Source organism: Xanthomonas rydalmerensis, assembly GCF_033170385.1.
In the GTDB taxonomy this organism is placed as follows: Bacteria; Pseudomonadota; Gammaproteobacteria; order Xanthomonadales; family Xanthomonadaceae; genus Xanthomonas_A; species Xanthomonas_A rydalmerensis.
This window is the reverse complement of sequence record NZ_CP126170.1, coordinates 1,482,157-1,505,123: the sequence shown is the minus strand read 5'-3', so window position 1 is coordinate 1,505,123 and position 22,967 is coordinate 1,482,157. Positions and strand designations below refer to the sequence as shown.

The window sequence follows — 22,967 nt, the reverse complement described above, 5'->3', positions numbered from 1 at the left end:
CAGCAATCAGCCAACCGACTTCAGACTTCAGACTTCAGACTTCAGAGAAGTCGACGACAAAACCTCAATAGCGTTGTGTAGCTTGCGGTTTCTAGAGTTATGAAACCACGGCAAACCGCTCCACCACCATCCCCTCGATCGCCTCCAGATCCGGCAGCAACGCGCTCTGCTCGCCCAGCAGCACGCGCATGTGCACGCCCGCCGGCAGCGTCTCTTCGGAGGCGTCGGCGAGCAGGCTGTCGCGGGGGACGGAGATCAGTTGCGGGAAGGATTGGGTGAGCAGTGCCACGTACGGCAGATCGGGGTTGCCGGCCTTGAGGACGCCGAAATCCCAGGTGGAGATCACTCGCGCCGCGCCGTTTGGCAGCGGCCCCACACCGGTCTTGGCCCGTGCCTTGGCCGCCGCGGCGCGCGCACCCGGCAGCGCAACGCCCAACCCGGCGGCCAGGGCGCCGAAGGCGGCGGTTTTCAGGAAATGGCGGCGTTGAGGCATGGAAGGCTCCAGCGTTGGGAGGGCGCGCGGGACGTGTGCGCGTGGCCTTACATCATGCGGCAGGGCGGGATGGGATTAAACCGCTTGGACTGGGACGATCACCGCGCGCGGCGTGCCCAGGTGATCAGGCTGCACGTAGCGCAGCGTGGTCTTGGCAAGCACTCCGACCGGCAGGTCGTCCAGCCAGATCGCCTGCTGCACGACCGCACCGTTGGCGTCGTAGTCGCCCAGCTAATGGCCGCTCTCGTCGTACAGCGTATAGGTGTTGGTCTTGCCCACCCGCCGCACCTGCTCGCCACGGCCGTTGTAGGCGTAGTTCGCCACGGTGGTGCCGCTGCGCTCGCCGACCAGCATCACATGCGGGGTCTTCTCCATCACCCGCCGCGCCACCGAGATCGCATGCACGATATCCTCCAGTGCCGCGACCGACCCGCAGCCGCCGGTGTGATCCATGATGCAGGCGTCCAGCGTGACCCGCCCATCCCGGTCGGGATACCCGCCCAGCCCCACCGTGTGATTGTCCGGATCCGCCTCCGGCACCCGCACCCCGGCCTCCACCGCATCCAGCGCCGCGCCGCCGCGCGACAGTACCTGCCACGCCGCCTGGTTGGCCGCGACCCCAAAGTCCCAGGTCGAGATCACCCGCGCCGCGCCGTTTGGCAGCGGCCCCACACCAGTCTTGGCTTGCGCCTTGGGCACGGCGGCGCGTGCGCCAAGAAGCACACCGCCCAACACGGCGGCCAGGGCGCCGAAGGCAGTGGTTTTCAGGAAGTGGCGGCGTTGCGGCATGGGAAGGCTCCGGCGTTGGGAGGGCGCGCGGGATGATGTGCGCGTTGCCTTACATCATGCGGCAGAGTGCGAGGGGATTAAACGGCCTGCTGGGTGTTACAGAACGGGCTTGGCCGCCTGCTCCAGCAGGATTGCGTCGAAGCATGCCTGGCCTTTCATAAAGCTCAGCGGCGTGTCCCCATAGTCGTCCTGCAAATTGATATCAGCGCCATGCCTCAAAAGAAGCTTCGCAACCTCAGGATGGCCCCACCTCGCAGCATAATGAAGAGGCGAAGAACCAATCCCACCCTTGATGTCGATATTTCTCACAAACGGGATAAAAAGCTCGACCGCCTGAATATCTCCATCCATTGCCGCAATGTGCAACGGCGTATCGCCATCCATCCCAGGGCTTTCAGGCTCGCTTACCTCGTGACCCTCAAACATTGCCAGTTGTCTGAAGGCAGAAAGCACAGCCTGCACATCCTCTGAGCCATTCATTTACTATCCCCACACCCATAACGAAAAAATTTTCCACTGGTCAATGTACAGCGGGGCGATCAATACTCATCCATCGAAATGATGATAGCCCGCGCGTAGCCCTCGAAATGAAGATAGAGATGCGCTGGCCGTGGATGCCGGGAGAGTTGACCGACGAGGTCGGCAAGACGACGGGCGGCATCCTTGCCGATGTGCCATAGGACGCCAGCGGGCAAATCACTCGCTGTTAAGGCATGCGGTGAGCTGTGTCGCTGCAACATGATTTCGACGCCCTCGTATTCCGGAATTATCGAGAACAAAGATGTTTGATCTGAGTATGCGATCCAGGCACGCAGGCCTGCACTAAATGCCCGCATATCCAACGCAGAACCTATAACGATCAATACATTGTCACTTTTGAAATCGTCCCGAAACTCAGTTCGCATTGCGGTCACTTGCTGCAGAAGTCCGCCTCAATCAATTTATATTTAAGCACGCATTTCATGGCAACCCAAAAATTAAAACCCCTATTGCCCTCTTCACATTCTAGCCCAAGGTCTAAAATATATAAAGGCCGCGACTACTGCCACAAGTAATCCATCAAGCACAAGCAACCACATGTCATGAAGAGGCGTTCCGCTCGCGTACATCATCTTGGCAATGGCCCCTCCAGATAAACAACCAATCAATGGCGGCAAAAGAACTGGTCCATACTTCATCTTCATCGCAAAATGCAAAGTAAGAAGACCTAATACTAAAACTACAGGCAATGACAAAAAGTACCAAATACCAAAAATAACAACAGCGTGAAGAAAACTTTCAGACTGCCCAGGAGTTACAGCAAGTGCAACTCCCCCCGGCATGAGGGCGGCAATGAGAAGCGATAAAGTCGCTCTACCTACATGCATAACTAGGAACATCCGCAATGAGATGAATTTTCGTCAATAAATCCTTGCATTTGATCGCCCCACACGAGCTCATTTACGACCCAATTGATCATTGCACCCTGCATACTTTTGTCATGCTGAACAGAGCTCGTACCTTCCCCATAGGTGTGAGCAACTCCGTTGGTGACCGTACGCGCAACGTAACCAGGGTCAAAAAAACTACCTGGAGCAGTAATGTTCACAACTACCGGCCCGCCGGTCTGCAAATCGATCGTCAAATAGCTAGTTACAAAATTAGAAATAGGCAAGTAAGGAACTCCAGCGTCGTTCCTCTTTGTCCCAGATGATGTAGCAGGCCTAGCGTTAGGTGATGGAGTCGGATGATTTATGAGGTCCTGCATTACGCCGTTGGCATTTGCGCATCCTATTTTGCGCCTGACGTCATAATGATGGTACATCCACTCGCTACCGTTAAAATCTTTCCAACCAGGGGGAGTTGGCAAGCTAAACGAAGGACCACCAGGATAATCACAACGCGTGGTACCGTTTGCTGAGCTACAAGCTAGCCCCATGGGATCCATAGAGGCCATCGGCCTTGAGCCGATGTAGCCGTAAGTAGAAATCCCACCAGCGAACCCAATCGGATCACTCTGCACATAGCGCCCCGTACCGGGCTCATAGTCACGGAAGTAGTTCTGGTTCAGTCCGCTCAGCGCGTCATAGCGCTGCCCCGGGAAGCGCATGTCGAACACGAAGGCGGTGCCGTCCTTGTCCGGGTCCTGGTCCGGTGCGGTGGTGCCGAAGGCTTCGCCCTTCAGGTCCCAGCGCCAAATCGCCACGTCGCGGGCCGGGTCGATCACGGCGCGCGCGGTACCCAGGTGATCCGGCTGCACATAGCGCAACGCGGTCTTGGCGAGCACACCGACCGGCAGATCGTCCAGCCAGATCGCCTGCTGCACGGCCGCGCCGTTGTTGTCGTAGTCGCCCAGCCAGTGGCCGCTCTCGTCATAGAGGGTGTAGGTATTGGTCTTGCCCACACGCCGCACTTGCTCGCCGCGGCCGTTGTAGGCGTAGTTCACCACCTTGGTGCCATTGCGATTGACCTGGGATAGCCGGCCATTGGCGCCGTACACGTACTGCACGGCCGTGCCGCCGATCGCCGTGGTGTTGCCTGCCGCGTCATAGCTGCGTGCAGTTCCGGCCACGCTGCTCAGGCGGTGGCTGGTGGTCGGATAGCTGTAGGTCTGCGTGCTGGTGTTGACCTTGGCGCTGAGGCGGTTGCCGGTGGCGTCGTAGGTATAGCCGTCGATCACCGTATCGGTCGGGCCGTCCTTGAACGCGGTCAGCCGGCCCAGCGGGTCGTAGTCCAGTTTGACCACCGGTGCGGTGTTGCCCGGCGCGGTCAACGCGCTGAGATTGCCGACCGGGTCGAAGGCGAAGCCCACCGCCAGGCCATCACTACGCGTGTCGTTCACCGCCAGCGGGCGGTAGTCCTGGTCCAGCACGCGCTGCATCGGCCGGCCGTTGCCATAGGTCCACCCAGCGACCGGGCCGAACGGATAGTAGGTGGCTTGGTTCAGCAGGACCTGTCTTGTGCCGCCAGGCGGGGTCACGCCGACCTCAGTGGTCTGGCCCTGGGCATTGCGCACGTAGTCCACCACCGCCCCATCCGGGTAGGTCAGGCGGCTCAGCTGCCCGGCCTTGGTGTAGGCATAGCGGACCACGAACACCTTGCCGTTGGTGGTCTGCACCTTGCGCACCAGATCGCCGAAGCGGTCGTAGCAGTAATCGGTGCTACCGCTGCCGTCCTGCATCCGGGTCAGGCGGCCCACGGCGTAGGTCTCGCCGCTGGCGCAGGTGCTCTGGCTGACGTCGTAGGTATAGCTGACGTTGAGGCTGGTGGTCGGATAGGTGACCTGGGACAGCCGGTTCAGCGCGTCGTAGCCGTAGGTCGTCTTGATGTTGCGCGCATCGGTCTGGGTGGCGCGGTTGCCGGCGCTGTCGTAGGTGTAGGTCGTGCTGCCGGTGTCCGGGCTGGTGAGCTTGGTCAGGTCGCCCAGGCCGTTGTAGACGTAGGTGGTGTCCAACCCCTTGGGATCGGTGACCTTGGTCAGATTGTCCAGGGCGTCATAGCCGAAGGTGGTCTCGGCGGCGATGCCGCCCACGTCCTGCAGGGTGCGCGCCAGGCGGTTGAGCGGGTCGTAGTCGTTCTGGGTGACATGACCGAGCGCGTCAGTGACGGTCTTGATGTTGCCGCTACCGTCATAGCCGAAGTCGGTCGGGTCGCCCTGCGCGGTGGCCTGCGTGGCCAGTTGGCCTAGCTGGTTGTACACCCGCGAGAGCGTGCGCTTGAGCGCGCCCGAGGCGTCCTTGGTGTCTTCCTTGAGCCTGTTGCCGGCATTGTCCAGGGTGTAGTGGATGGTGTTGCCGGCGTTGTCGGCGATATCGGTCAGCCGGTGCGCTGCGTCGTAGGTGAAGCGGGTGAACGCGCCATCGGGCTGGGTCACCTGCTTGACCAGCCCGGTCGGCCAGTAGTCGATCGCGGTGATGCGATCATCGCTCTCGCTGCTGTCGTCGGCTCCGCGTACCTTGCTGGCAGTCAGCCAGCCACGCGGGTGATAGGTGTAGTCGGTGACTACGCCATTGGCGTCCTTCGTCGACAGCACGCGGCCTGCGCCGTCGTAGGCCAGGTACTCGGTGACCTGGCCGAGCGCATTGGTCGCCTTCCAAAGGTCGCCCTTGCGGTGCGGGCAGGTGGTTGGGGACGTGGCGCAGGTGCTGTCGTCTGTGGCGTAGTAGGTAAAACCGGTGACATCGTTGACGTCTGTCCGCGGACCGCTCTTTTGCGTCAGCAGCCCTGCCATTGGGCAAGCATTCCCAGTGACGTCGTCCGCTGAGCAATACTTGAGCAACTGCTGACGAACACCGGCTTGCGGTGCAGATGCGGAACCACAGTTGTAAGCCAAAGCGCTCGCGCTACTTGGGTCAATCGTGCACTGAGCAGACAAGGCACCGTTCGCCGAGTACACATAGTTGGTGATGGAACTGACACCCTGCGATGTGGAGGACTGCAACTGGACAATCTGATTATCGGCGTCACGTATCCGCGTACGTGTACGTTGCTCCGCTTTACCTGCCGCCTCAACTTCGGTAATAGACGAACCGCCGCCACTCAGGGATTCGTCATAGGACCAGGTATTACGTACGCCATTCCCATCGACGGATGCCGCCAAACGCCCATCATCGGTAAACGTCCGCGAAAGAGATAAATTAGGCCCCACGATACCAGTGACTTGCCTAAACGCTCCCGCGCCGATGGTGTACTGATAGCTAGTTCCATTAGGCTGAGTAACCAACACGGCACCGTTGTCGACGTAGTTCAACGTCGTCTTCTCTACCATCCCGGCATCGACATGCAATCCGCTCGAAGCGACCTTGCCGTCATCGACATAAGTGAAAGAGGCATAGCGCACGCCATCCTCTACTATTCCGGTCAACAAATGACGTATCGACGCCGGTGCAGCGCCAGACTCGTTGTAGACGTACTCACGGCGACTGCCATCCTGGCGCACGACAGCAGCGAGGTTACGCTCTGCATCGTACTCGTAGTGCACCGTGCTCCCGTCGCTCAATGCTAGGGCAGAAAGCAAGCCGTTTTCGTAATAGAACGACAACGTGCGGCCCAAGCCATCCATTACTTGGAGCAAGCGTCCCTTTTGGTATGACAGACTTACACTCCGGTCAGGCGCCGCCGGGAAAAAGATGTTCGTCAATAGTCCATCAGTATTGTAAGTCCTTTGCTCTCCACCAGGCCGTTTAAGCAGCCAGGTATTACCCTGACGGATCAACAGGTCGGATTCATTACGAGAACCGCGGTAGGCATTGCCGGACAACAGTACGAATTTTTCGAAGTAGCCCTCTGCTGACATCAGATAAGGGACACCGTCGTAGCCAATTTTTTCCAAATAAGAATGACCCCAGCCTTGGGCCATAGTGTCGGAGATCTGGATCTGCTGCAGAGAATGGTAATAACGCGCAAAGGGACGACCCGCAAAATCGAAATCCTCTTCTACCCGCAACTTGTCGCCTGTTGCTGGGAAACAAGGATGCAAATTTGCAGCGCACGATGATGTCTGCGTGATACCTAGAGGTGACCGCACCTCGATATAAGCATAAATTTGGCCTGCAGTGCATAAATTTGGCCAAATCGCAATATAGTCAGGATTCCCGGAGTTATTGTACTCTGGACTATACCCCCACACCGGCCAAAATCCCGCCTCACAATCAAAATTCTGAAATTTCTGCAATTGGTTTTTGCGCGGATCACTAGCCGGCCAACTTGGACATTGAATGTCGTAATGAAACCACCTTCCTTGCGGAGTGTCGAAGGTTATCTGGCCATGCCCACCCACTGCACTACTGAAAACAAAAGGCTCAGCATAAGAGCCCTGGTAGCTTTCGTTACTTAATGAGCAGTCCGGATAAGACCGACGCATGTAGGCCATAAATTCTGCATTCATCTCCTCCTCACTTGCGCACATGCCTCCATATCCAAAATAGGGATCATCCGCTTTTGAACAAAACGGAGCACCACCTGGCGAGCTCGCTCCATTACTATAGCCCGGGGCGTAAAATCGAATAGGAGGACGATCTTTCACCGCATAAGAAATAACAAGAGAGGGAGAGTTACTACCGGGGTTTTTTACACTGGAACCCGATCGCTCCAAATAGGCCCCATGGTCCGCTTGACCGCGCATGTAGGACTCAGCCTCTGTAAGGCTGGCAAAGCACGATTCACCATAGCAATACTGAGAGGCTTGTGCGTGCAGATTCATCGAAGGAATAAACCATAGACTTAGCGCTCCTAAAAATAAAGTCAGAATAGAAGCACTTGATTTCATAGTCACAATTCCTTTCATTCAATAAGATCAGCATGCGCCGGTCAGATTAGCCCAATTTTTCCACGCCGAACTCCAGACCTATCAAGCCTGGATCAAATCAAATTTCAATCTGATACTTTATTAAGAACACAAATTCATCCCGCAGCCGCAAACCGCTCCACCACCATCCCCTCGATCGCTTCCAGATCCGGAAGCAACGCGCTCTGCTCGCCCAGCAGCACGCGCATGTGCACGCCGGGCGGGAGGGTTTCTTCGGAGGCGTCGGCGAGCAGGCCGTCGCGGGGGACGGAGATCAGTTGCGGGAAGGACTGGGTGAGCAGCGCCACGTACGGCAGGTCGGGATTGCCGCCCAGGGCCTTGAGCACGACGATCTTGTTGTTGGCGGCCACGGTTTCGGCGCCCAGGCCGGTCAGGCGGGCGAAGGAGACCAGCGGCACTTTCCAGCCGTACCAGGCGATCTGGCCGAGCAGCCAGTGCGGGGCGTCGGGCAGCGGTTCGACCGGCACGCGCGACATCACTTCGGCGATGGTGGCGTTGGGCAGCAGCACGCGCTCGCTGCCGGCCAGGATGAGGACACCGCGGATTTCGTCGTTGCTGGCGTAACTGCTCATGGAGTGACTTCGTCCTGAAAGCGGAAAAAACGCGCGATGCGGGCGCAGCGGCAAATGGCGTGTGCCGCCTCGTTCAGCCGCTCCACCGCGCCGTCAAGGCCTGGGCCAGTTGCGCCGGATCGCCGCCGGGATGGCCCTGCAGGATCAGTTGCGCGCCGGCGGCGGGGTCGTAGCAGCCGTCGCCGGATTGCCCGGCCACCCAGGCGCCCTGCGCGGCCAGCGCCAGCACGGCCTCCACCTGCTGCGGATCGCTGCCGCTGAGCAGCAGCACTGCGCTGTGCGCGGCCGGCAGGCCGGCGACTACCGAAGCACCGGCGTCCTGGGCGACGAAGCGCAGGCCGGCGATGCCGTGCACGCCGACGTCGTCGGGCAGGATGTAGACGTTGCCGGGGGCGACCGGCTCGCCGGCCTCGGCCAGCAGCACCGGCAACGCGGACACGCGCGCGATCTGCTTGACCAGGTTGCCGTAGCGGCCGCCATCCAGGCGCAACTGCACCAGCAGCGGCAGCGGGAAGCGTTCCGGCAGTGCGGCGAGCAGGCGACGGATCGCGTCGGGGCCGCCGATGCCGGCCATCACCAGCACCGCACCGCGCGCGGCAGCGCCTGCAGCGGCACCGGTCGTGGACGCGGGCTCTTCCGACTCCAGCGCGACCAGCGACAGGCCTTCGGTGGAGAACTGCGGGATGGGTTGCGACGCGCGCGGCGCAGCGACGAGCAAGGGCGCCTCGTCGTCGACCAGCGACCAGGCACTGGCCGGCAGCGCCGCGGGTGCGACTGTGGGCGCAGCCGGTGTGGCATCGGCATGCGGCGCAGCTGGCACCACAGGCGCTTCGCTGGCAGCGGCCTCGGCGCGCGCGAACTGCAGTTCCTCGAAACCGGGCGCGACATCGGCCGGCGGCTGCCAGGTGTACATGCCATCTTCCGGCGCGGCCTCCGCGAAGCTGGCGGCTTCGTCGACGTGCACGCCGATCGGCGCGGCGTCGTGCAGCTGCGCCGGCGTCGCCGGCAGGCCCGGCTCGGGCTGCAGGCCGGTCTCGGTCTCGCGGCCGGGCGGCAGCACGTCCTGATGGCCTTGCAGCTTGGCGGCCAGATGCCGCGCCCAGCGCTGCGCTTCCCAGCCCTCGCGGCGCGCGGCCAGTTCGGCCTCGTCGAAGATCACGGTGATGCCGGGCAGCGCCAGCGCCGCATCCAGCCGCTCCAGCGCATCCTCGATCGCCGGCTCCAGCGCGATCAGCACCGCACTTGGGCCGGCATCGGCCAGGGTCTGCGCATCGATCGCGCCCGGGTCGTCTTCCAGCACGATCGCCGCGCCGACCAAGTGCAACGCTTCGCGCAGGCGCTCACGCGCCTTGCCGGGACGGGCCAGCAACGCGACCGGCGTGGAGGTGGCGTCGCCGTCATTCGCGAACACGGGCGATCCCCAGCAGGTCGTAGACGTTGCGCATCAGATCCAACTCTTGGTAAGGCTTGCCGAGATAGCGCTGCACGCCCAGTTCGAAGGCGCGCTGGCGGTGCTTTTCGCCGCTGCGCGAAGTGATCATCACGATCGGCACGGCGGCGTAACGCGGGTCGGCGCGCATCGCGGTCGCCAGTTCGTAGCCGTCCATGCGCGGCATCTCGATGTCCAGCAGCATCAGGTCGGGCACGCGCTCTTCCAGGCGTTCCAGCGCCTCGACACCGTCGCGCGCGGACACCACGTCGAAGTTGTGCCGTTCCAGCACGCGGCCGGTGACCTTGCGCATGGTCAGCGAGTCGTCGACCACCATCACCAGCGGCACGCGGCGCTGTTCGGTCGGCGCGGCCTCCACCACCGGCCGCAGCGGCTGCGCCAGGTAGCGGCGCACCAGCGGGGCGATGTCGAGGATCACCACCACGCGGCCATCGCCGGTGATGGTGGCACCGTAGATGCCGGGCACCGACGCGATCTGCAGTCCGACCGGCTTGACCACGATTTCGCGGTTGCCGAGCACCTGGTCGATCGCCACCGCCGCGCGCAGGTCGCCGGCGCGCACCAGCAGCAACGGCACCTGTGCCTGGCCTTCGGCCCGTGCCGGCGCCTGCCCGACCAGCGAACCGAGGTCGTACAGCGCGTATTCCTCGCCGCTGTAGCGGTAGCCGCCAGTGCCGGCCTCGAAGCGTTCGCGGCCGATGCGGCCGATGCCGCTGACCGACGCCACCGGCACCGCGAAGGTGGTGTCGCCGATCTGCACGAACACCGCCTGGGTCACCGCCAGGGTCTGCGGCAGGCGCAGGGTGAAGGTGACGCCCTGGCCGCGCACCGAGTGGATGTCCACCGAGCCGCCGAGCTGGCGCACTTCGTTGCGCACCACGTCCATGCCCACGCCACGTCCGGCCAGCTGGCTGACCTGGTCGTAGGTGCTGAACCCAGGCGCGAAGATCAGCGCATCCAGTTCGTCGTCGGACAGCGCCGCGTCGGCGGCGATCAGCCCGCGCTGCTCGGCACGGCGGCGGATCGCCTCGCGGTCGAGCCCGGCGCCGTCGTCGGCCACTTCCAGCACGATTTCCGAACCTTCGCGGCGCAGGCGGATGGCGATGTTGCCCTCCTCCGCCTTGCCCGCATCACGCCGCTGTTCCGGCGCTTCCAGGCCGTGCGCGACCGAGTTGCGCAGCATGTGTTCCAGCGGCGCGACCATGCGATCGAGCACGTTGCGATCGAGTTCGCCGTGGGTGCCTTCCAGGCTCAGGTGCACCTGCTTGCCGGTTTCGCTGGCGGCCTGGCGTACCACGCGCCGCAGCCGCGGCACCAGGCCATCGAACGGCACCATGCGCGCGCGCATCAGCCCATCCTGCAGCTCGGAACTGACGCGCGACTGCTGCTGCAGCAGGCCGTCGTACTGTCGCGCCAGGTCGTCGAGTACGCCCTGCAGGCCACCCAGGTCGGCCGCGGACTCGTTGAGCGCGCGGCTGAGCTGCTGCAGCGTGGAGAAGCGGTCCAGCTCCAGCGGGTCGAAACTCTGCTCGGCCTGGTCCTGTTCGCGCTGGTAGCGGGCGACGATCTGCGCCTCGGTTTCCAGATCAAGACGCCGCAACTGGTCGCGCAGACGCGCATTGGTGCGGTCCAGTTCGGCCATCGCGCCGCGGAACGCGCCCAACTGCTGCTCCAGTCGCGAGCGATAGATCGCCACTTCGCCGGCATTGTTGACCAGGCGGTCGAGCAGGTCGGCGCGCACGCGCACCTGTTCCTGCATCGGCCGCGCGAGCATCGACTCGTCGTCGAGCGTGCCCTCCACCGGCAGCGGTGCCGACAGTGGCGCCGGCACGGCCGCCAGAGCGGTGTCGGCCGGGGCGGCGTCGGCCACCGTCGCCGGCGCCGCAGCAACGCGCTCGGTGTCGCCGACGGCGGTGTGCGCCCGCCCGTGCGTGCGCGCGTCGAACGCGCCGATCAGCTCCTGCGGCATCGCCACCGCACGGTGGTTGCCGGTCAGGGTCAGCAACTGGTGCAGGCGATCGAAACCGCGTTCCAGCAACTGCACGTCCTGGCGGTCGAGTTCGGTGCGATGGGCGGCGACCGCCTCCAGCAAGGACTCGATGCCATGGCCGAGGTCGCCGATGGCGTTGATCCCAGCCATGCGCGCGCCGCCCTTGAGCGTGTGCAGGTCGCGCTGCAGGCCGCCGAGCACGTCGCGATCCTGCGGCGCGGCGCGCAGCTGGGCGACCAGGCGATCGCAATGGTCGAGCAGGTCCTTGCCTTCGTCGACGAAGATATCGACCAGCTCGCGGTCGAGGTCGGCGAAATCCAACGGACCGAGATCGGCCGCTGGCAGATCGGCAGGCGCGCTGTCGGCCGGGGCCTGCGAGAAATCGGCTGTTTCCGCGTCGGTGTGAGGGTCGTGCTGCGTGCTGTCGGCAGAGCCCGCTCTGTCGGCATCCGCCGACGTGGTCGTGTCGTTCCGAGTCGCGTCGTCCTCGGGCGCATCATGCGCCGCGTCGGCGGTCGCGTGATGCGGGTCAGTCGCGGCTGCGTCGTCGGACGGGGGTGCGTGCGCGGCGTCATCCACTTCGGCGCCAACGTCGTGCGGTGCGCTTTCCGCCGCCACATCGACCGGCTCGACGTGCGCCGCATCCGCGTCGGCCTCGGTGTGCTCGCCCACCGCGTCGATGGTGCCGGAGGCGGCACCGCCCTCGCCTGTCAGCTCGTCCGCGTGCGACGCGGCATCCGGGGCGGCGTCGCCATGCTCGGCGGCGGCCTCGGTGTCGTCGTTGGCCGAGGCCGCGCCGTCGTGGCGCCAGCCGCTCGACGGCGCCAACGGCTGCTGGCGCAAGCCGATCGCAGGCGCGTCTTCGTTGAGCTGCTGCTCGTGCGCTTGGTCGGCGTCGCCTGCGGGCGCGTCGGCGTCGTGGTGCGCATCATCATGATCCGATGCATGCGCATCCTGCCCGTCAGCAGACGCATCCTGGATGTCGCTCGCCTGTGCGTCGGTCGCATGCTCGTCGGCATCATGGTCCGCTGCAGTGTGATCGGACTCCTGTGCTTGCGCGGGCGTCTCCTGCGTTGCCTCATCCTGCGTTTCGGTCGCGTGCGCCTCGGCGTCGCGGTCCACTGCCGAATGATCCGATGCTTGCGCATCCTGCCCGTGCGCGAATACCTCCCGGGTTTCCTCGGCTTGCGCGTCGGTCACCTGAGCCTCGGCGTCGCGGTCCGCTTCCGAATGATCCGGCGACTGCGCATCCTGCGCGTGCACCGATGCACCCTGGGTTTCCCCGTCCTGCGCGTCGGCCTCGCGATCTGCGGAATCGTGCGCCTCACCATCGTGCTCTGGGGCCTGCAGTTCCTGCGCATCCATCGGCGTATCGGTCGCAGCATCGGCAACGACCGCGTCCACTGTCGCGCCTTGCTCAGCGCCCGGCTCCAGCGCTTCCGGCGCCGGCTCGGCCGGCACCTGCTCCACGCTTAGCGGCGCCTCGACCGTCAGTTCGTCGAGCTGGCCGTCCTGCGCCAATGCCGCCTGTTCGTCTGCCTCGCGCGCGTCGTGTGTCGCCGCCACTTCGACCGGTGTCGCGTGCTCGGTCGGCGGGTGGTCCTGCGTGGAAACATCCGTTGCAGGCGCCGTGTCCTCGCTCGCCGATGCCGGCATGGCCGCATCAGCATCAGCGTCGATGGCAGGCTCGGCATCGGCCCGCATGGTCTCCGGTGCCGCGTCCGAGGACGGGGCGGACGACATGTCCGCGTGGACGTCAGCGGTACGCTCATCGGCATCAGTCTCGTCGGCCTGCGCGGCCGCTTCGTCCGCCGGCAGCGTTTCGTGCAGATGCGCGGCATCGCCCACGAACGCCGACAGGTCGTCGGCCGCGGTGAGTTCCACTGCCTGTAGGGCCTGCGCATCCAGGCCGGCCTCGGCCGGTGCGGACGCGGACAGGTCTTCGTCGTCCTCATCGTACGCGATCGGCGGCCACTGCACTTCCGGCAGCGTCTCCATCAATGCGCGCAGGCGCTGCGACAGGTCGGTGAACGGCGGAATCACCGGCGACGGCGCCTGCAGTTCCGCAATGGTGGCGGCGATGGCACGCGCCGACTCCTCGAGCGCACGCACGCCCTCGGCGCTCGGCACGCTGCCGCCGGCCAGTGCGCGCTTGATGTAGCTCTCGGCCGGGCCGGTGACCGCGGTGATCTCCGGCACGTCGGTCATCGCGAACGCGCCGCTCATGGTGTGCATCGCGCGCAGCAGCGCTTCGGTCGCCGGTTGCGGCGCGTGCTGCAGCCAGGCGTGCACGGTCTCCAGGTGGGTGGCGACCTCGGCTTCGAGGATCTCGCGCAGCACGCTGTCCACCGACGCCGGCGTGCCCGCGCGCGGCGCGGCCGGAGCCTGCGGGGTGGCGAAATAGAAGGCCTCCTCGCCGGCGGCGATGCGCTCGGCCACGGCCTGGATCGCATCCAGATCGGCCTGCACCGCGCCTTCGCCGCGCAACGCGGCATTGAGCTGCGGCAGCACGGCGTAGGCCTGGTCGACCATGGCCACCACCGCCGGGCTGGCCGGGCGCGACCCATCGAGCACGCGGTTGAGCATGCTCTCGATCTTCCAGCTGAACTCGCCGAGCACGCGCGCGCCGACCAGGCGGCCACTGCCCTTCAAGGTGTGGAACACGCGGCGGATCGGCCGCAGGCTTTCCGTGTGGCCGGGCGCGGCGCGCCAAGCCGGCAGCAGCGTGCCGAGATTGACCAGTTCCTCGTCGAACTCCTCGAGGAACACCGCGCGAATTTCGTCGTCGATCTCGCCATCGCCGTCGATGAAGCCGGCCTCGAGGGCAGGCGTTGCAGCCGCGGGCGCGGTGCTGGGCGCGGCGCTCGCCTCCGCGCTGGCGGGTGCGGCGGCATGCTCGCCGCTGCTCGCGGCAGAGGTGACATCGAACTGCGCGGCCGCGGCTTCCAGGTCGGCGAGGAAGGCGGCTTCGGCGTCCGACACGGCAGGCGCATGAGCATCGGAGGTGCCGGTCTCGGCCTCGGGCACGACGTGCTGCGGTGCCGCTTCGGAGTCCTGCGGTGTCGACGACAGCGACTCGGCGTGTTCGGGCGTCGACGGCACATCGGCCGGCGCATCGCGATGGGCGTCGTCGTGGGAGGCTGCAAGCGCAGGCGCGTCATGCGCCTCGGTGTCGACCAGGACGACCGGATCCGACGGCAGCGCAGGCGTCGTGTCGTCGTCCTGTACCGCCGACGACGCGTGCCAGTCGAGCTCGTGAACCTCGTCGGCCGCGGCGGTCGGCGCGTCGGCGAACGCCGGCGCGTCTTCCAGCTCGATGACCAGCACATCGGTGTCTTCTGCCGCAACCGGCGCGTCGACGATGATCAGGTTCGGATCGTCGCGTTCGTCCAGGCCCGCCACCGTGGCCGGCGTCTCAGTCTGCGCCTCCTCGGTGTATTCGGCGGCCACCGGATCGAAGCTGGCGACATCGGAGACGGAGACCGTAGGTACAGCTGCAGCATCGTCCTCCTGCGCGAACGCGGGCGGCGTTTCCGGCCGCAGCGCGTCCTGTTCCAGCACCAGCGAATCGAGGCTGATGTGCAGCGGCTCGGCGGTGCCGGTCCAGCTGTCCTGTTCGGCCGCGACCGGATCGAAACTGAGCGCCTGCGACGGTGCCGTGGACTCGCGCTCGTGCTCGTCGCGCGCAGTGCCATCATCGGCCGGCACGGAAACGGGTTCTGCCGCGGTATCGGCTTCGTCCGTCGCCAGGGTCCACTGCGGCGCCTGCGGTGCGGACGGCGTGGCGTCGGGTGCGCGCGTCGCCAAGTCCGGCGTGTCCTCGGCCGATGCCAGATCCCAGGCCGGCACGGTCGGCGCGGCGATGGTCGCGGCATCGGGTTCGACGATCGGCTCGGCCGACGTCGACCGCGCCTGCTCGCCCGCCTCGGTGGCTTCGCTTCCGGTCGGCAACACGCCGGGCGCGGCCGGTGCGGTCTCGGGCAACGGCCAGTAGCGCAGCGCTTCCAGGCTGCTGCGCGTGATGTCGAGGATCTCCTCGCGCCCGGGGCGACGCTCGCGCAGCGCCTCCAGGTAGTACTCGAGGCTGGCCATCGCGTCGGCCAGGGTGTCGAGCTGGCGGCCGCTGGGCACGCGGCGCTTGCCGATCAGTTCGGTGGCGACGTAACGGCGCACGCCTTCCAGGTAGTCGGCCGGCTGCGGCAGTTCCAGCATGCGCAAGGCTCCGGCGACCTCGCCGAGCAGGCGCGGCACCTCGTCCAGGCGCGCATGGTCCCAGTTGGTCTCGATGAAGGCGACGAAATGCTCGCGGGCGCTGCCGAAATTGGCGATGGCCTCGTGCGCCAGCACTTCCACCGTGCGCCGCGCCTCGGCGGCGCTGGCGTCGTCGTGCACGTCGCCGCCGGCGCCCAGGTAGGCGACCTGGTCGTCGAGCGAGGCGTCCACGTACAGCAGCGCGCCGGCGATATCCAGCAACAGGCCTTCGTCGGCGGCGCGGGTGCCGTCGACGATGCTGCGCAGCGCGTCGCGCTGCTGCACCACCACGCTGCGTGCCACGCCCAGGCCCATCACGCCCAGGGTATCGGCGACGCTGCCCAGCTCATCGACCTGGGTCTGCAGCGCGGCGACATCGCCGCCGGTGCGCAGGTGCAGGTCCAGCGCGTCCTTGACGCGCAGCAGCTCTTCCTTGATCGCGGTGCCGACGGTGTCGAGCAGCTCGCGGTTGCGCCCGGCGAGGCTGCCGCGCGCATGGTCCAACTCGGCCTCGGTGGCGGCGGCCGCGTCGGGCGCCAGCGCGAACAGCGCGCCTTCGCTGAGGCCGGCTTCGCCGCGCGCGGCGCGGATCTCGTTGAGCAAGGGCAGCAACACGATCGGAATGTCGCGATGGCCGTCCTGCAGGCGCTCCAGGTAGTCGGGCAGCAGCACGGTGCCGCGCATCAGCGTGGCGCACGCCTCGTCGCGGTCGGCCGCCTGGCCGTTCTGCACCGCGATCGCCAGCAGTTCCAGCTCCTCGGCGACCATCGCCGGCGCGTACAGCTCGACCATGCGCAAGGTGCCCTGCACCTGGTGCAGGTAGCCGGCGCAGAAGCGCATGCGGCCGGTGTCGGCCGGTTCCTCGACGAAGGCTTCGATCTCGCCGCGCACCTGGCGCAGGGTCTCGTCCAGTTCCGGCTTGACCCAGCCCAGTGCGGCATGGCTCATCGCATCGCGCAGCGCGCTCATCGCCGCGTCTCCACGGCCGGGCACGCGCCGTGCCGCGCGAGCGCGGCGACGGGATGCGGGAGTTGTTCACGGTACGTCATGTGCGCTTCCTTCCACCCGGTTCCGGCCCGCTTACGCCGGCAGCTTGAAGTCGGCGACCGAGCGCCGCAGGTCCGCCGCCAGTTGCGCCAGGCGGCCGATCGATTCGGCGGTCTGTCCCGCGCCTTGCGAGGTCTGTCCGGTGATCTGCCGGATCACGTCCATCGTCTGGGTGATGTCGATCGCCGCCGCCGACTGCTGGTGCGCGGCGATGGAGATGTTCTTGATGAGGGTGTTGAGCGCGTTGGACACGCGCTCGATCTCGGTCAGCGCGGTGCCGGCATCCTCGGCCAGGCGCGCGCCGGACACCACTTCGGAGGTGGTCTGCTCCATCGAGCTGACCGCTTCATTGGTATCGGCCTGAATGGTCTGCACCAGGCCTTCGATGCGGCGGGTGGCGCCGGAGGTGCGTTCGGCCAGGCGCTGCACTTCGTCGGCGACCAGGGCGAAACCGCGACCGGCCTCGCCGGCCGAGGCGGCCTGCACCGCGGCGTTGAGCGCCAGGATGTTGGTCTGCTCGGAAATGTCGTTGATCAGTTCCACGATCGAGCCGATCTCCTGGGTCGATTCGCCCAGGCGCTTGATGCGCTTGGAGGTCTCCTGGATCTGGTCGCGGATCTGGTCCATGCCCTGGATGGTCTCGCGGACCACGCCGGCGCCCTCGGCCGCGATCACCACCGAACGCTGCGCCACTTCCGCCGATTCGGTGGAGTTGCGCGAGACCTGCTCGATGCTGGCGGCGATTTCGTTGATGCGCTCGGAGGCCGAACCGATCTGCTCGGCCTGGTGCCCCGCCGCCTCGGCCAGCTGCCGCGCGGTGGCCTGGGTTTCCTCGGTGGACACGGCGACCTTGGCCGAGGTGTCGTTGATGGTGGTCACCAGGTGGCGCAGTTCGTCGACGGCGTAGTTGATCGCGTCGGCGATGGCGCCGGTCATGTCCTCGGTGACCGAGGCCTTGACGGTCAGGTCGCCTTCGCCGAGCGAGCTGATTTCGTCGAGCAGGCGCATGATCGCCTGCTGGTTGCGGCTGTTGTATTCGACCTGGGTCTGCAGGCGGATTTCCTGCTCGCGGCTGCGGCTGCGCACCGTGGTCCAGACGAAGCCGACGATCGACAGCAGCGCCAGCAGGCCGGAGATCACGCCCAGCCAGAAGTTCGGGAACAGGCGGGTGTCGCGGGTGGAGCCGAACGCGGAGAACGCGTCGAACAGTTTCTTGCTGTCCTCCAGCATCTTGCCCGAGCCGGCGGTCAGCGCCGCGGCGGCGGACTGCGCGGCGAACAGGCTGCGCGAGCTGGCCTGCAGCGCGTCCAGGTCCTTCTTCATCTCCGCCCACTGCGCCTGCGACTGCTCCAGCGCGGCCAGCGCGGCGGGGTTGCGCACCGGGACGATGCCCAGTTCCTCGTTGCCGTTGCGCAGGCCCTCGAGCATCTGCCCGAACACCACCGCGTCGCGCGCCAGCGCGTCGCCTGCGCTGGCCGCGCCGCGGCCGCCTGCGCGCATTTCGGTGACGCGGCGGGCCATGGTGCCGGCCACCACCACCTGCTGCAGGGTGTTGTAGATCTGCGCGGCGGGGGCGCCGCCCACGGTCATCGCGCGCACCACCTCGTTCAACTGCGCCTGCAGCTGCGGCACGCCGCCGACGAAGCGGTCGGCATTGCCGGCCAGCGCCAGCACCGCCGGCTCGCTGTCCACCACCTGCTGCGCGTTCTTGGCCAGCGGCGCCCAGGTGCCGGTGAGGGTCTGCAACGGCCCGGATACGCCGGTCTCGTTGGCGTAGCGCGCGTTGAGCTCGGCGACGGTGGTTTCCACCTTCGCCTTGGTCTGCTTGAACTGCTTGAAGGTCTCGGCGTTGCCGGACACCGCGTCGCGGGCCTGATTGGCCAGCTGCTGCGACAGCACCTGCAGGTCGGCCGCGCCGGTGCTGGCGCCGGCCAGGCGGTTGCCCTGCCAGGTGGCCACGCCGGTGTTGGCGCCGAACACGACCAGCGACAACGCCAGCAGGCCCAGCCAGAAACTCGTGCCCACGCTGCCGAGCTTGCTGGCCTTGCGGGCGTCCGGAGCAGTACTCATGATGCGACCTCGGTCTTCGATGCGGAGGCAGCGCGCGCGCTCAGGCGGCGGCTTGCCGGAATTCGGGGGTGCGCGACAGCAGCGACAGGGAGAACACGCCCCAGTCCTGGGCGTCGCCGCGGAAGGCGCGGTCGATGAAATGCGCGTAGCGGCCCTGGGCCAGATCGCCCGGCTCCACCGCCTGCGCCTCGGTGAAACTGCGCTGGCCGAACAGTTCGTCGATGGTCAGGGCCACGTCGCCGCCGCTCTGGCGCATGATCAGCACGCGCTGGCCTTCCTGCAGCGTGGTGCGCTCGCCTTCCAGGAATTGCTTCAGGTCGACCACCGGGAACAGGTTGCCGCGCAGGTTGCCCACGCCGAGCAGCCACGGCTGCGCGCCCGGCACCGGGGTGACCGGCGGCATGCGCACGATCTCCACCACTTCGCGGAAATCCGACACCAGGTGGCGCTTGCCGACGCGGTAGCCGACCCCGCGCCAGACGTCGTCGTCGAAGGCGCGTTCGGGCATCTGCACGGCGTGCGCCAGGCTGCGCCGCTCGTAGGCCTCGAGGATGTCGAAGGGCGAGCGCATGTCAGCCCACCAATTGCTTGATGCGGGCGATCAGCTCGTCTTCCCGCGGCGGCTTGACGATGTAGTCGGTGGCGCCCTGGCGCATGCCCCAGACCTTGTCGGTCTCCATGCTCTTGGTGCTGATGATCAGCACCGGGATGTGCCGGGTGGCCTCGTCGCGCGACAGCGCACGGGTGGCCTGGAAGCCGCTCATGCCCGGCAGCACCACGTCCATCAGCACCAGGTTCGGCGCCTGCTCGCGGACCAGCTTGATCCCGTCCTCCGCGTTGTCGGTGGACAGCACCTGGTGCCCGGCTTTTTCCAGCCATTGCGTGAACACCGCCCGGTCGGTCGGTGAGTCCTCGATCAACAAGATACGGGCCATTGCTGCCTTTCCCCCTGGTCAGGCGTTGACGTATGTACGGATCGCGCCCAGCAGCTCTTCGCGTGTAAAGGGTTTGGTGAGGTACTGCTCGGACCCGACGATGCGCCCGCGCGCCTTGTCGAACAGGCCGTCCTTGGAGGACAGCATGATCACCGGCGTGGCCTTGAACAGCTGGTTGCCCTTGATCAGCGCGCAGGTCTGATAGCCGTCCAGCCGCGGCATCATGATGTCCACGAAAATGATCTGCGGCTGCTGGTCGGCGATCTTGGCCAAGGCCTCGAAGCCGTCGGTGGCCGTCACCACTTCGCACCCTTCGCGCTTCAGCAATGTTTCGGCGGTACGACGGATTGTTTTCGAATCGTCGATCACCATCACCCGCAAGCCTGCGAGTTCCCCACCCGCAGTCGTGTTTTCACTCATCACTTGCCCCCAGCGCGCGACGCTTCATCGGATCCGGCTTCGCTGCGAAACGCCATGTATCCCAAGACCCGCTGCGACTGTCAAGGCCGCCGCTGCCGGTCTGCGTTGAACCACGTAACAGCACAAACTATGTCACAGTTTGGCGGATAACGTGCGACACCGCGCGGCCGCGCCCGACACCCGGTGCGCGGCGCCCCCGCCGACCCGCTACCATCTTCCGCTCAGTCTCTCAGGTGCCCCCATGCCGTTCGATGTCATCGTGGTGATGGACCCCATCGCCAGCATCAAGATCGCCAAAGACACGACCTTCGCGATGCTGCTGGAAGCGCAGCGCCGCGGGCATCGACTGCACTACGTTCGGCCGGGCGGGTTGACCCTGCGCGACGGCCGCGCGCTGGCCCAGGCCGCGCCGCTACGGGTGCGCGACGACAAGGCCGGCTGGTTCGAGCTGGACGCGTTCGCCGAACTGACGTTCGGCCCCGGCCAGGTGGTACTGATGCGCAAGGACCCGCCGTTCGATGCGGAGTTCCTCTACGACACCCACGTGCTGAGCGTGGCCCAGCGCGCCGGCGCGCAGGTGGTCAACGACCCGCAGGGCCTGCGCGACTTCAACGAGAAGTTGGCCGCCCTGCTGTTCCCGCAATGCTGCCCGCCGACCCTGGTCAGCCGCGACGCCGCCACGCTGAAGGCCTTCGTGCTCGAGCACGGCCAGGCGGTGCTGAAGCCGCTGGACGGCATGGGCGGGCGCTCGATCTTCCGCAGCGGCACCGGCGACCCCAACCTCAACGTGATCCTGGAGACGCTGACCGACGGCGGCCGCAAGCTGGCCCTGGCGCAGCGCTTCATCCCGGACATCAGCGCCGGCGACAAGCGCATCCTGCTGGTCGACGGCGTGGCGGTGGACTACTGCCTGGCGCGGATTCCGCAGGGTGACGAGTTCCGCGGCAACCTGGCCGCCGGCGGCCGCGGCGAAGGCCGCCCGCTGAGCGAGCGCGATCGCTGGATCGCTGCCCAGGTCGGCCCGGAGATGAAGCGGCGCGGCATGCGCTTCGTCGGCCTGGACGTGATCGGCGATTACCTCACCGAGGTCAACGTCACCAGCCCCACCTGCGTGCGCGAGCTGGACGCGCAGTTCGGACTCAACATCGCCGGGCTGCTGTTCGACGCCATCGAGGCCTACCCGGCGCGATGAGCGCGGCCGCCGCGACGCCCGCGCCGCGCATCGGCGAGCGCGAACGGCTCAGCGCCACCCTGGTGCTGTCGCTGATCGTGCACGGGCTGCTGATCCTCGGCGTGGGCTTTGCGATCGACGACGACGCACCGCTGGTGCCGACCCTGGACGTGATCTTCAGCCAGACCAGCACGCCGCTGACGCCGAAACAGGCCGACTTCCTGGCCCAGGCCAACCAGCAGGGCGGCGGCGACCACGACAAACCCCAGCGCCCACGCGACAGCCAGCCGGGCGTGGTGCCGCAGCGCCAGGACGGTCTGGCGCCGCAAGCGCTGCGCGCGCAGACCGCGGCCGCCGCACCGGAGCCGACCCCGCGCGTGGTCAGCAGCGCGCGCGGCGAGCAACGGCTGCCGGCGGCCCAGACCCAGCCGCGCACCGATGAGCCGCAGCGGCCGGTGGACGCGCAGCGCGAACAGCGCGATGCCGAAATGGCGCGACTGGCGGCCGAAGTGCACCTGCGCTCGGAGCAGTACGCCAAGCGCCCGAACCGCAAGTTCGTCTCCGCCAGCACCCGCGAATACGCCTACGCCAACTACCTGCGCGCCTGGGTCGACCGCGCCGAGCGCGTCGGCAACCTCAACTATCCCGACGAAGCGCGGCGACGCCGGCTCGGCGGCCAGGTGGTGATCAGCGTCGGCGTGCGCCGCGACGGCAGCCTGGAAAGCAGCCGCATCCTGCGCTCCAGCGGCGTGCCGATGCTCGATGCCGCCGCACTGCGGATCGTGCAGCTGGCGCAGCCGTTCCCGCCGCTGCCGCGCACCGACGACAACATCGACATCCTGCAGGTCACCCGCACCTGGGTGTTCCTGCCCGGCGGCAGCCTGGTCGACGACCGCTGAGTTGCGAGTACAGGCAGTAGCCCCTCTCCCGCGGGGAGAGGGTTGGGGTGAGGGTCCGGCCGCCCGCAAAGCCTGGCGGTCGCAAACAGGTCGAGGCTTCGCCCCGTACCCTCATCCGCCCCTTCGGGGCACCTTCTCCCGAGGGGAGAAGGAGAAGCGCTAGCCCCTCTCCCACCGGGAGAGGGGTTGGGGTGAGAGTACGGCCGCCCGCAACGCCTGGTGATCGCAAACAGGTCGAGGCTTCGCCCGTACCCTCATCCGCCCCTTCGGGGCACCTTCTCCCGAGGGGAGAAGGAGATGCGCTAGCCCCTCTCCCACCGGGAGAGGGGTTGGGGTGAGGGTACGGCCGCCCGCAACGCCTGGTGATCGCAAACAGGTCGAGGCTTCGCCCGTACCCTCATCCGCCCCTTCGGGGCACCTTCTCCCGAGGGGAGAAGGAGAAGCGCTGCCCCTCTCCCCTCGGGAGAGGGGTTGGGGTGAGGGTACGGCCGCCCGCAAAGCCTCGTGGTCGCAAACAGGTCGAGGCTTCGCACGTACCCTCATCCGCCCCTTCGGGGCACCTTCTCCGGAGGGGGAGAAGGAAAGCGCCGCCCC

At 66.3% G+C, this 22,967-nt stretch carries 13 protein-coding genes and 4 pseudogenes; 2 read left to right on the top strand and 15 right to left on the bottom strand.

Annotation, left to right across the window (positions count from 1 at the left end):
* Positions 1-97: 97 nt before the first annotated feature.
* The 15 genes and pseudogenes from QN245_RS06215 to pilG form a co-directional block, all read right to left on the bottom strand.
* Positions 98-322: pseudogene (locus QN245_RS06215) on the bottom strand (chemotaxis protein CheW); the annotation flags it as partial.
* Positions 320-493, bottom strand: a pseudogene (locus QN245_RS06210) (N(4)-(beta-N-acetylglucosaminyl)-L-asparaginase); the annotation flags it as partial. The pseudogenes QN245_RS06210 and QN245_RS06215, both read right to left, overlap by 3 nt.
* Positions 494-571: 78 nt before the next feature.
* Positions 572-826 (bottom strand): annotated as a pseudogene (locus QN245_RS21505) (type IV secretion protein Rhs); the annotation flags it as partial.
* A gap of 6 nt (positions 827-832) precedes the next feature.
* Positions 833-1,282, bottom strand: a pseudogene (locus tag QN245_RS06200) (isoaspartyl peptidase/L-asparaginase); the annotation flags it as partial.
* Between the two features lie 96 nt (positions 1,283-1,378).
* The gene (locus QN245_RS06195; protein WP_317844835.1) at positions 1,379-1,762 is read right to left on the bottom strand and encodes an ankyrin repeat domain-containing protein; all 384 of its coding nucleotides are present in this window, start codon (positions 1,760-1,762) and stop codon (positions 1,379-1,381) included.
* 59 nt (positions 1,763-1,821) lie between these two features.
* Positions 1,822-2,187, bottom strand: coding sequence for a hypothetical protein (locus tag QN245_RS06190; protein WP_317844834.1), 366 nt, complete (start codon positions 2,185-2,187; stop codon positions 1,822-1,824).
* Positions 2,188-2,280: 93 nt separating this feature from the next.
* Positions 2,281-2,649 carry a hypothetical protein gene (locus QN245_RS06185; protein ID WP_317844833.1) on the bottom strand — a complete coding sequence of 123 codons (369 nt, stop codon included), beginning with the start codon at positions 2,647-2,649 and terminating at the stop codon, positions 2,281-2,283.
* Positions 2,650-2,651: 2 nt separating this feature from the next.
* Positions 2,652-7,148 carry an RHS repeat-associated core domain-containing protein gene (locus QN245_RS06180; RefSeq protein WP_317844832.1) on the bottom strand — a complete coding sequence of 1,499 codons (4,497 nt, stop codon included), beginning with the start codon at positions 7,146-7,148 and terminating at the stop codon, positions 2,652-2,654.
* Between the two features lie 515 nt (positions 7,149-7,663).
* Positions 7,664-8,140: a chemotaxis protein CheW gene (locus tag QN245_RS06175; RefSeq protein ID WP_317844831.1), complete on the bottom strand. Its 477-nt coding sequence runs from the start codon at positions 8,138-8,140 to the stop codon at positions 7,664-7,666.
* A 73-nt stretch (positions 8,141-8,213) separates the two neighbouring features.
* Positions 8,214-9,551: a chemotaxis protein CheB gene (locus QN245_RS06170; RefSeq protein WP_317844830.1), complete on the bottom strand. Its 1,338-nt coding sequence runs from the start codon at positions 9,549-9,551 to the stop codon at positions 8,214-8,216.
* Positions 9,538-16,800, bottom strand: a complete 7,263-nt coding sequence (locus tag QN245_RS06165; protein WP_317844829.1) for an Hpt domain-containing protein — start codon at positions 16,798-16,800, stop codon at positions 9,538-9,540. Before QN245_RS06165 ends, QN245_RS06170 begins: the two co-directional genes overlap by 14 nt.
* A gap of 111 nt (positions 16,801-16,911) precedes the next feature.
* On the bottom strand, positions 16,912-18,948 hold the full coding sequence (locus tag QN245_RS06160; protein WP_317844828.1) for a methyl-accepting chemotaxis protein: 2,037 nt from the start codon (positions 18,946-18,948) through the stop codon (positions 16,912-16,914).
* A 40-nt stretch (positions 18,949-18,988) separates the two neighbouring features.
* Positions 18,989-19,519 carry a chemotaxis protein CheW gene (locus tag QN245_RS06155; protein WP_160965644.1) on the bottom strand — a complete coding sequence of 177 codons (531 nt, stop codon included), beginning with the start codon at positions 19,517-19,519 and terminating at the stop codon, positions 18,989-18,991.
* Between the two features lies 1 nt (position 19,520).
* Positions 19,521-19,883, bottom strand: a complete 363-nt coding sequence (locus QN245_RS06150; protein ID WP_026144622.1) for a response regulator — start codon at positions 19,881-19,883, stop codon at positions 19,521-19,523.
* Positions 19,884-19,901: 18 nt separating this feature from the next.
* A complete protein-coding gene (pilG, locus tag QN245_RS06145) occupies positions 19,902-20,303 on the bottom strand; it encodes a twitching motility response regulator PilG (RefSeq protein ID WP_003472648.1) in 402 nt (133 codons plus the stop codon).
* A gap of 241 nt (positions 20,304-20,544) precedes the next feature.
* On the opposite strand from pilG, the gene gshB reads away from it, so the two are divergent.
* A complete protein-coding gene (gshB, locus tag QN245_RS06140) occupies positions 20,545-21,495 on the top strand; it encodes a glutathione synthase (RefSeq protein WP_184446929.1) in 951 nt (316 codons plus the stop codon).
* Complete coding sequence (locus QN245_RS06135; protein WP_167087983.1) at positions 21,492-22,373, top strand: energy transducer TonB family protein; 882 nt, start codon at positions 21,492-21,494, stop codon at positions 22,371-22,373. Before gshB ends, QN245_RS06135 begins: the two co-directional genes overlap by 4 nt.
* The last annotated feature ends 594 nt before the right edge of the window (positions 22,374-22,967 follow it).

Bases quoted from the DNA above. Each gene is read 5' to 3' on its own strand.
- QN245_RS06195 (WP_317844835.1), bottom strand. From the start codon at position 1,762: ATGAATGGCTCAGAGGATGTGCAGGCTGTGCTTTCTGCCTTCAGACAA.
- QN245_RS06190 (WP_317844834.1), bottom strand. From the start codon at position 2,187: ATGCGAACTGAGTTTCGGGACGATTTCAAAAGTGACAATGTATTGATC.
- QN245_RS06185 (WP_317844833.1), bottom strand. From the start codon at position 2,649: ATGCATGTAGGTAGAGCGACTTTATCGCTTCTCATTGCCGCCCTCATG.
- QN245_RS06180 (WP_317844832.1), bottom strand. From the start codon at position 7,148: ATGAATGCAGAATTTATGGCCTACATGCGTCGGTCTTATCCGGACTGC.
- QN245_RS06175 (WP_317844831.1), bottom strand. From the start codon at position 8,140: ATGAGCAGTTACGCCAGCAACGACGAAATCCGCGGTGTCCTCATCCTG.
- QN245_RS06165 (WP_317844829.1), bottom strand. From the start codon at position 16,800: ATGAGCGCGCTGCGCGATGCGATGAGCCATGCCGCACTGGGCTGGGTC.
- QN245_RS06160 (WP_317844828.1), bottom strand. From the start codon at position 18,948: ATGAGTACTGCTCCGGACGCCCGCAAGGCCAGCAAGCTCGGCAGCGTG.
- QN245_RS06155 (WP_160965644.1), bottom strand. From the start codon at position 19,519: ATGCGCTCGCCCTTCGACATCCTCGAGGCCTACGAGCGGCGCAGCCTG.
- QN245_RS06150 (WP_026144622.1), bottom strand. From the start codon at position 19,883: ATGGCCCGTATCTTGTTGATCGAGGACTCACCGACCGACCGGGCGGTG.
- pilG (WP_003472648.1), bottom strand. From the start codon at position 20,303: ATGAGTGAAAACACGACTGCGGGTGGGGAACTCGCAGGCTTGCGGGTG.
- gshB (WP_184446929.1), top strand. From the start codon at position 20,545: ATGCCGTTCGATGTCATCGTGGTGATGGACCCCATCGCCAGCATCAAG.
- QN245_RS06135 (WP_167087983.1), top strand. From the start codon at position 21,492: ATGAGCGCGGCCGCCGCGACGCCCGCGCCGCGCATCGGCGAGCGCGAA.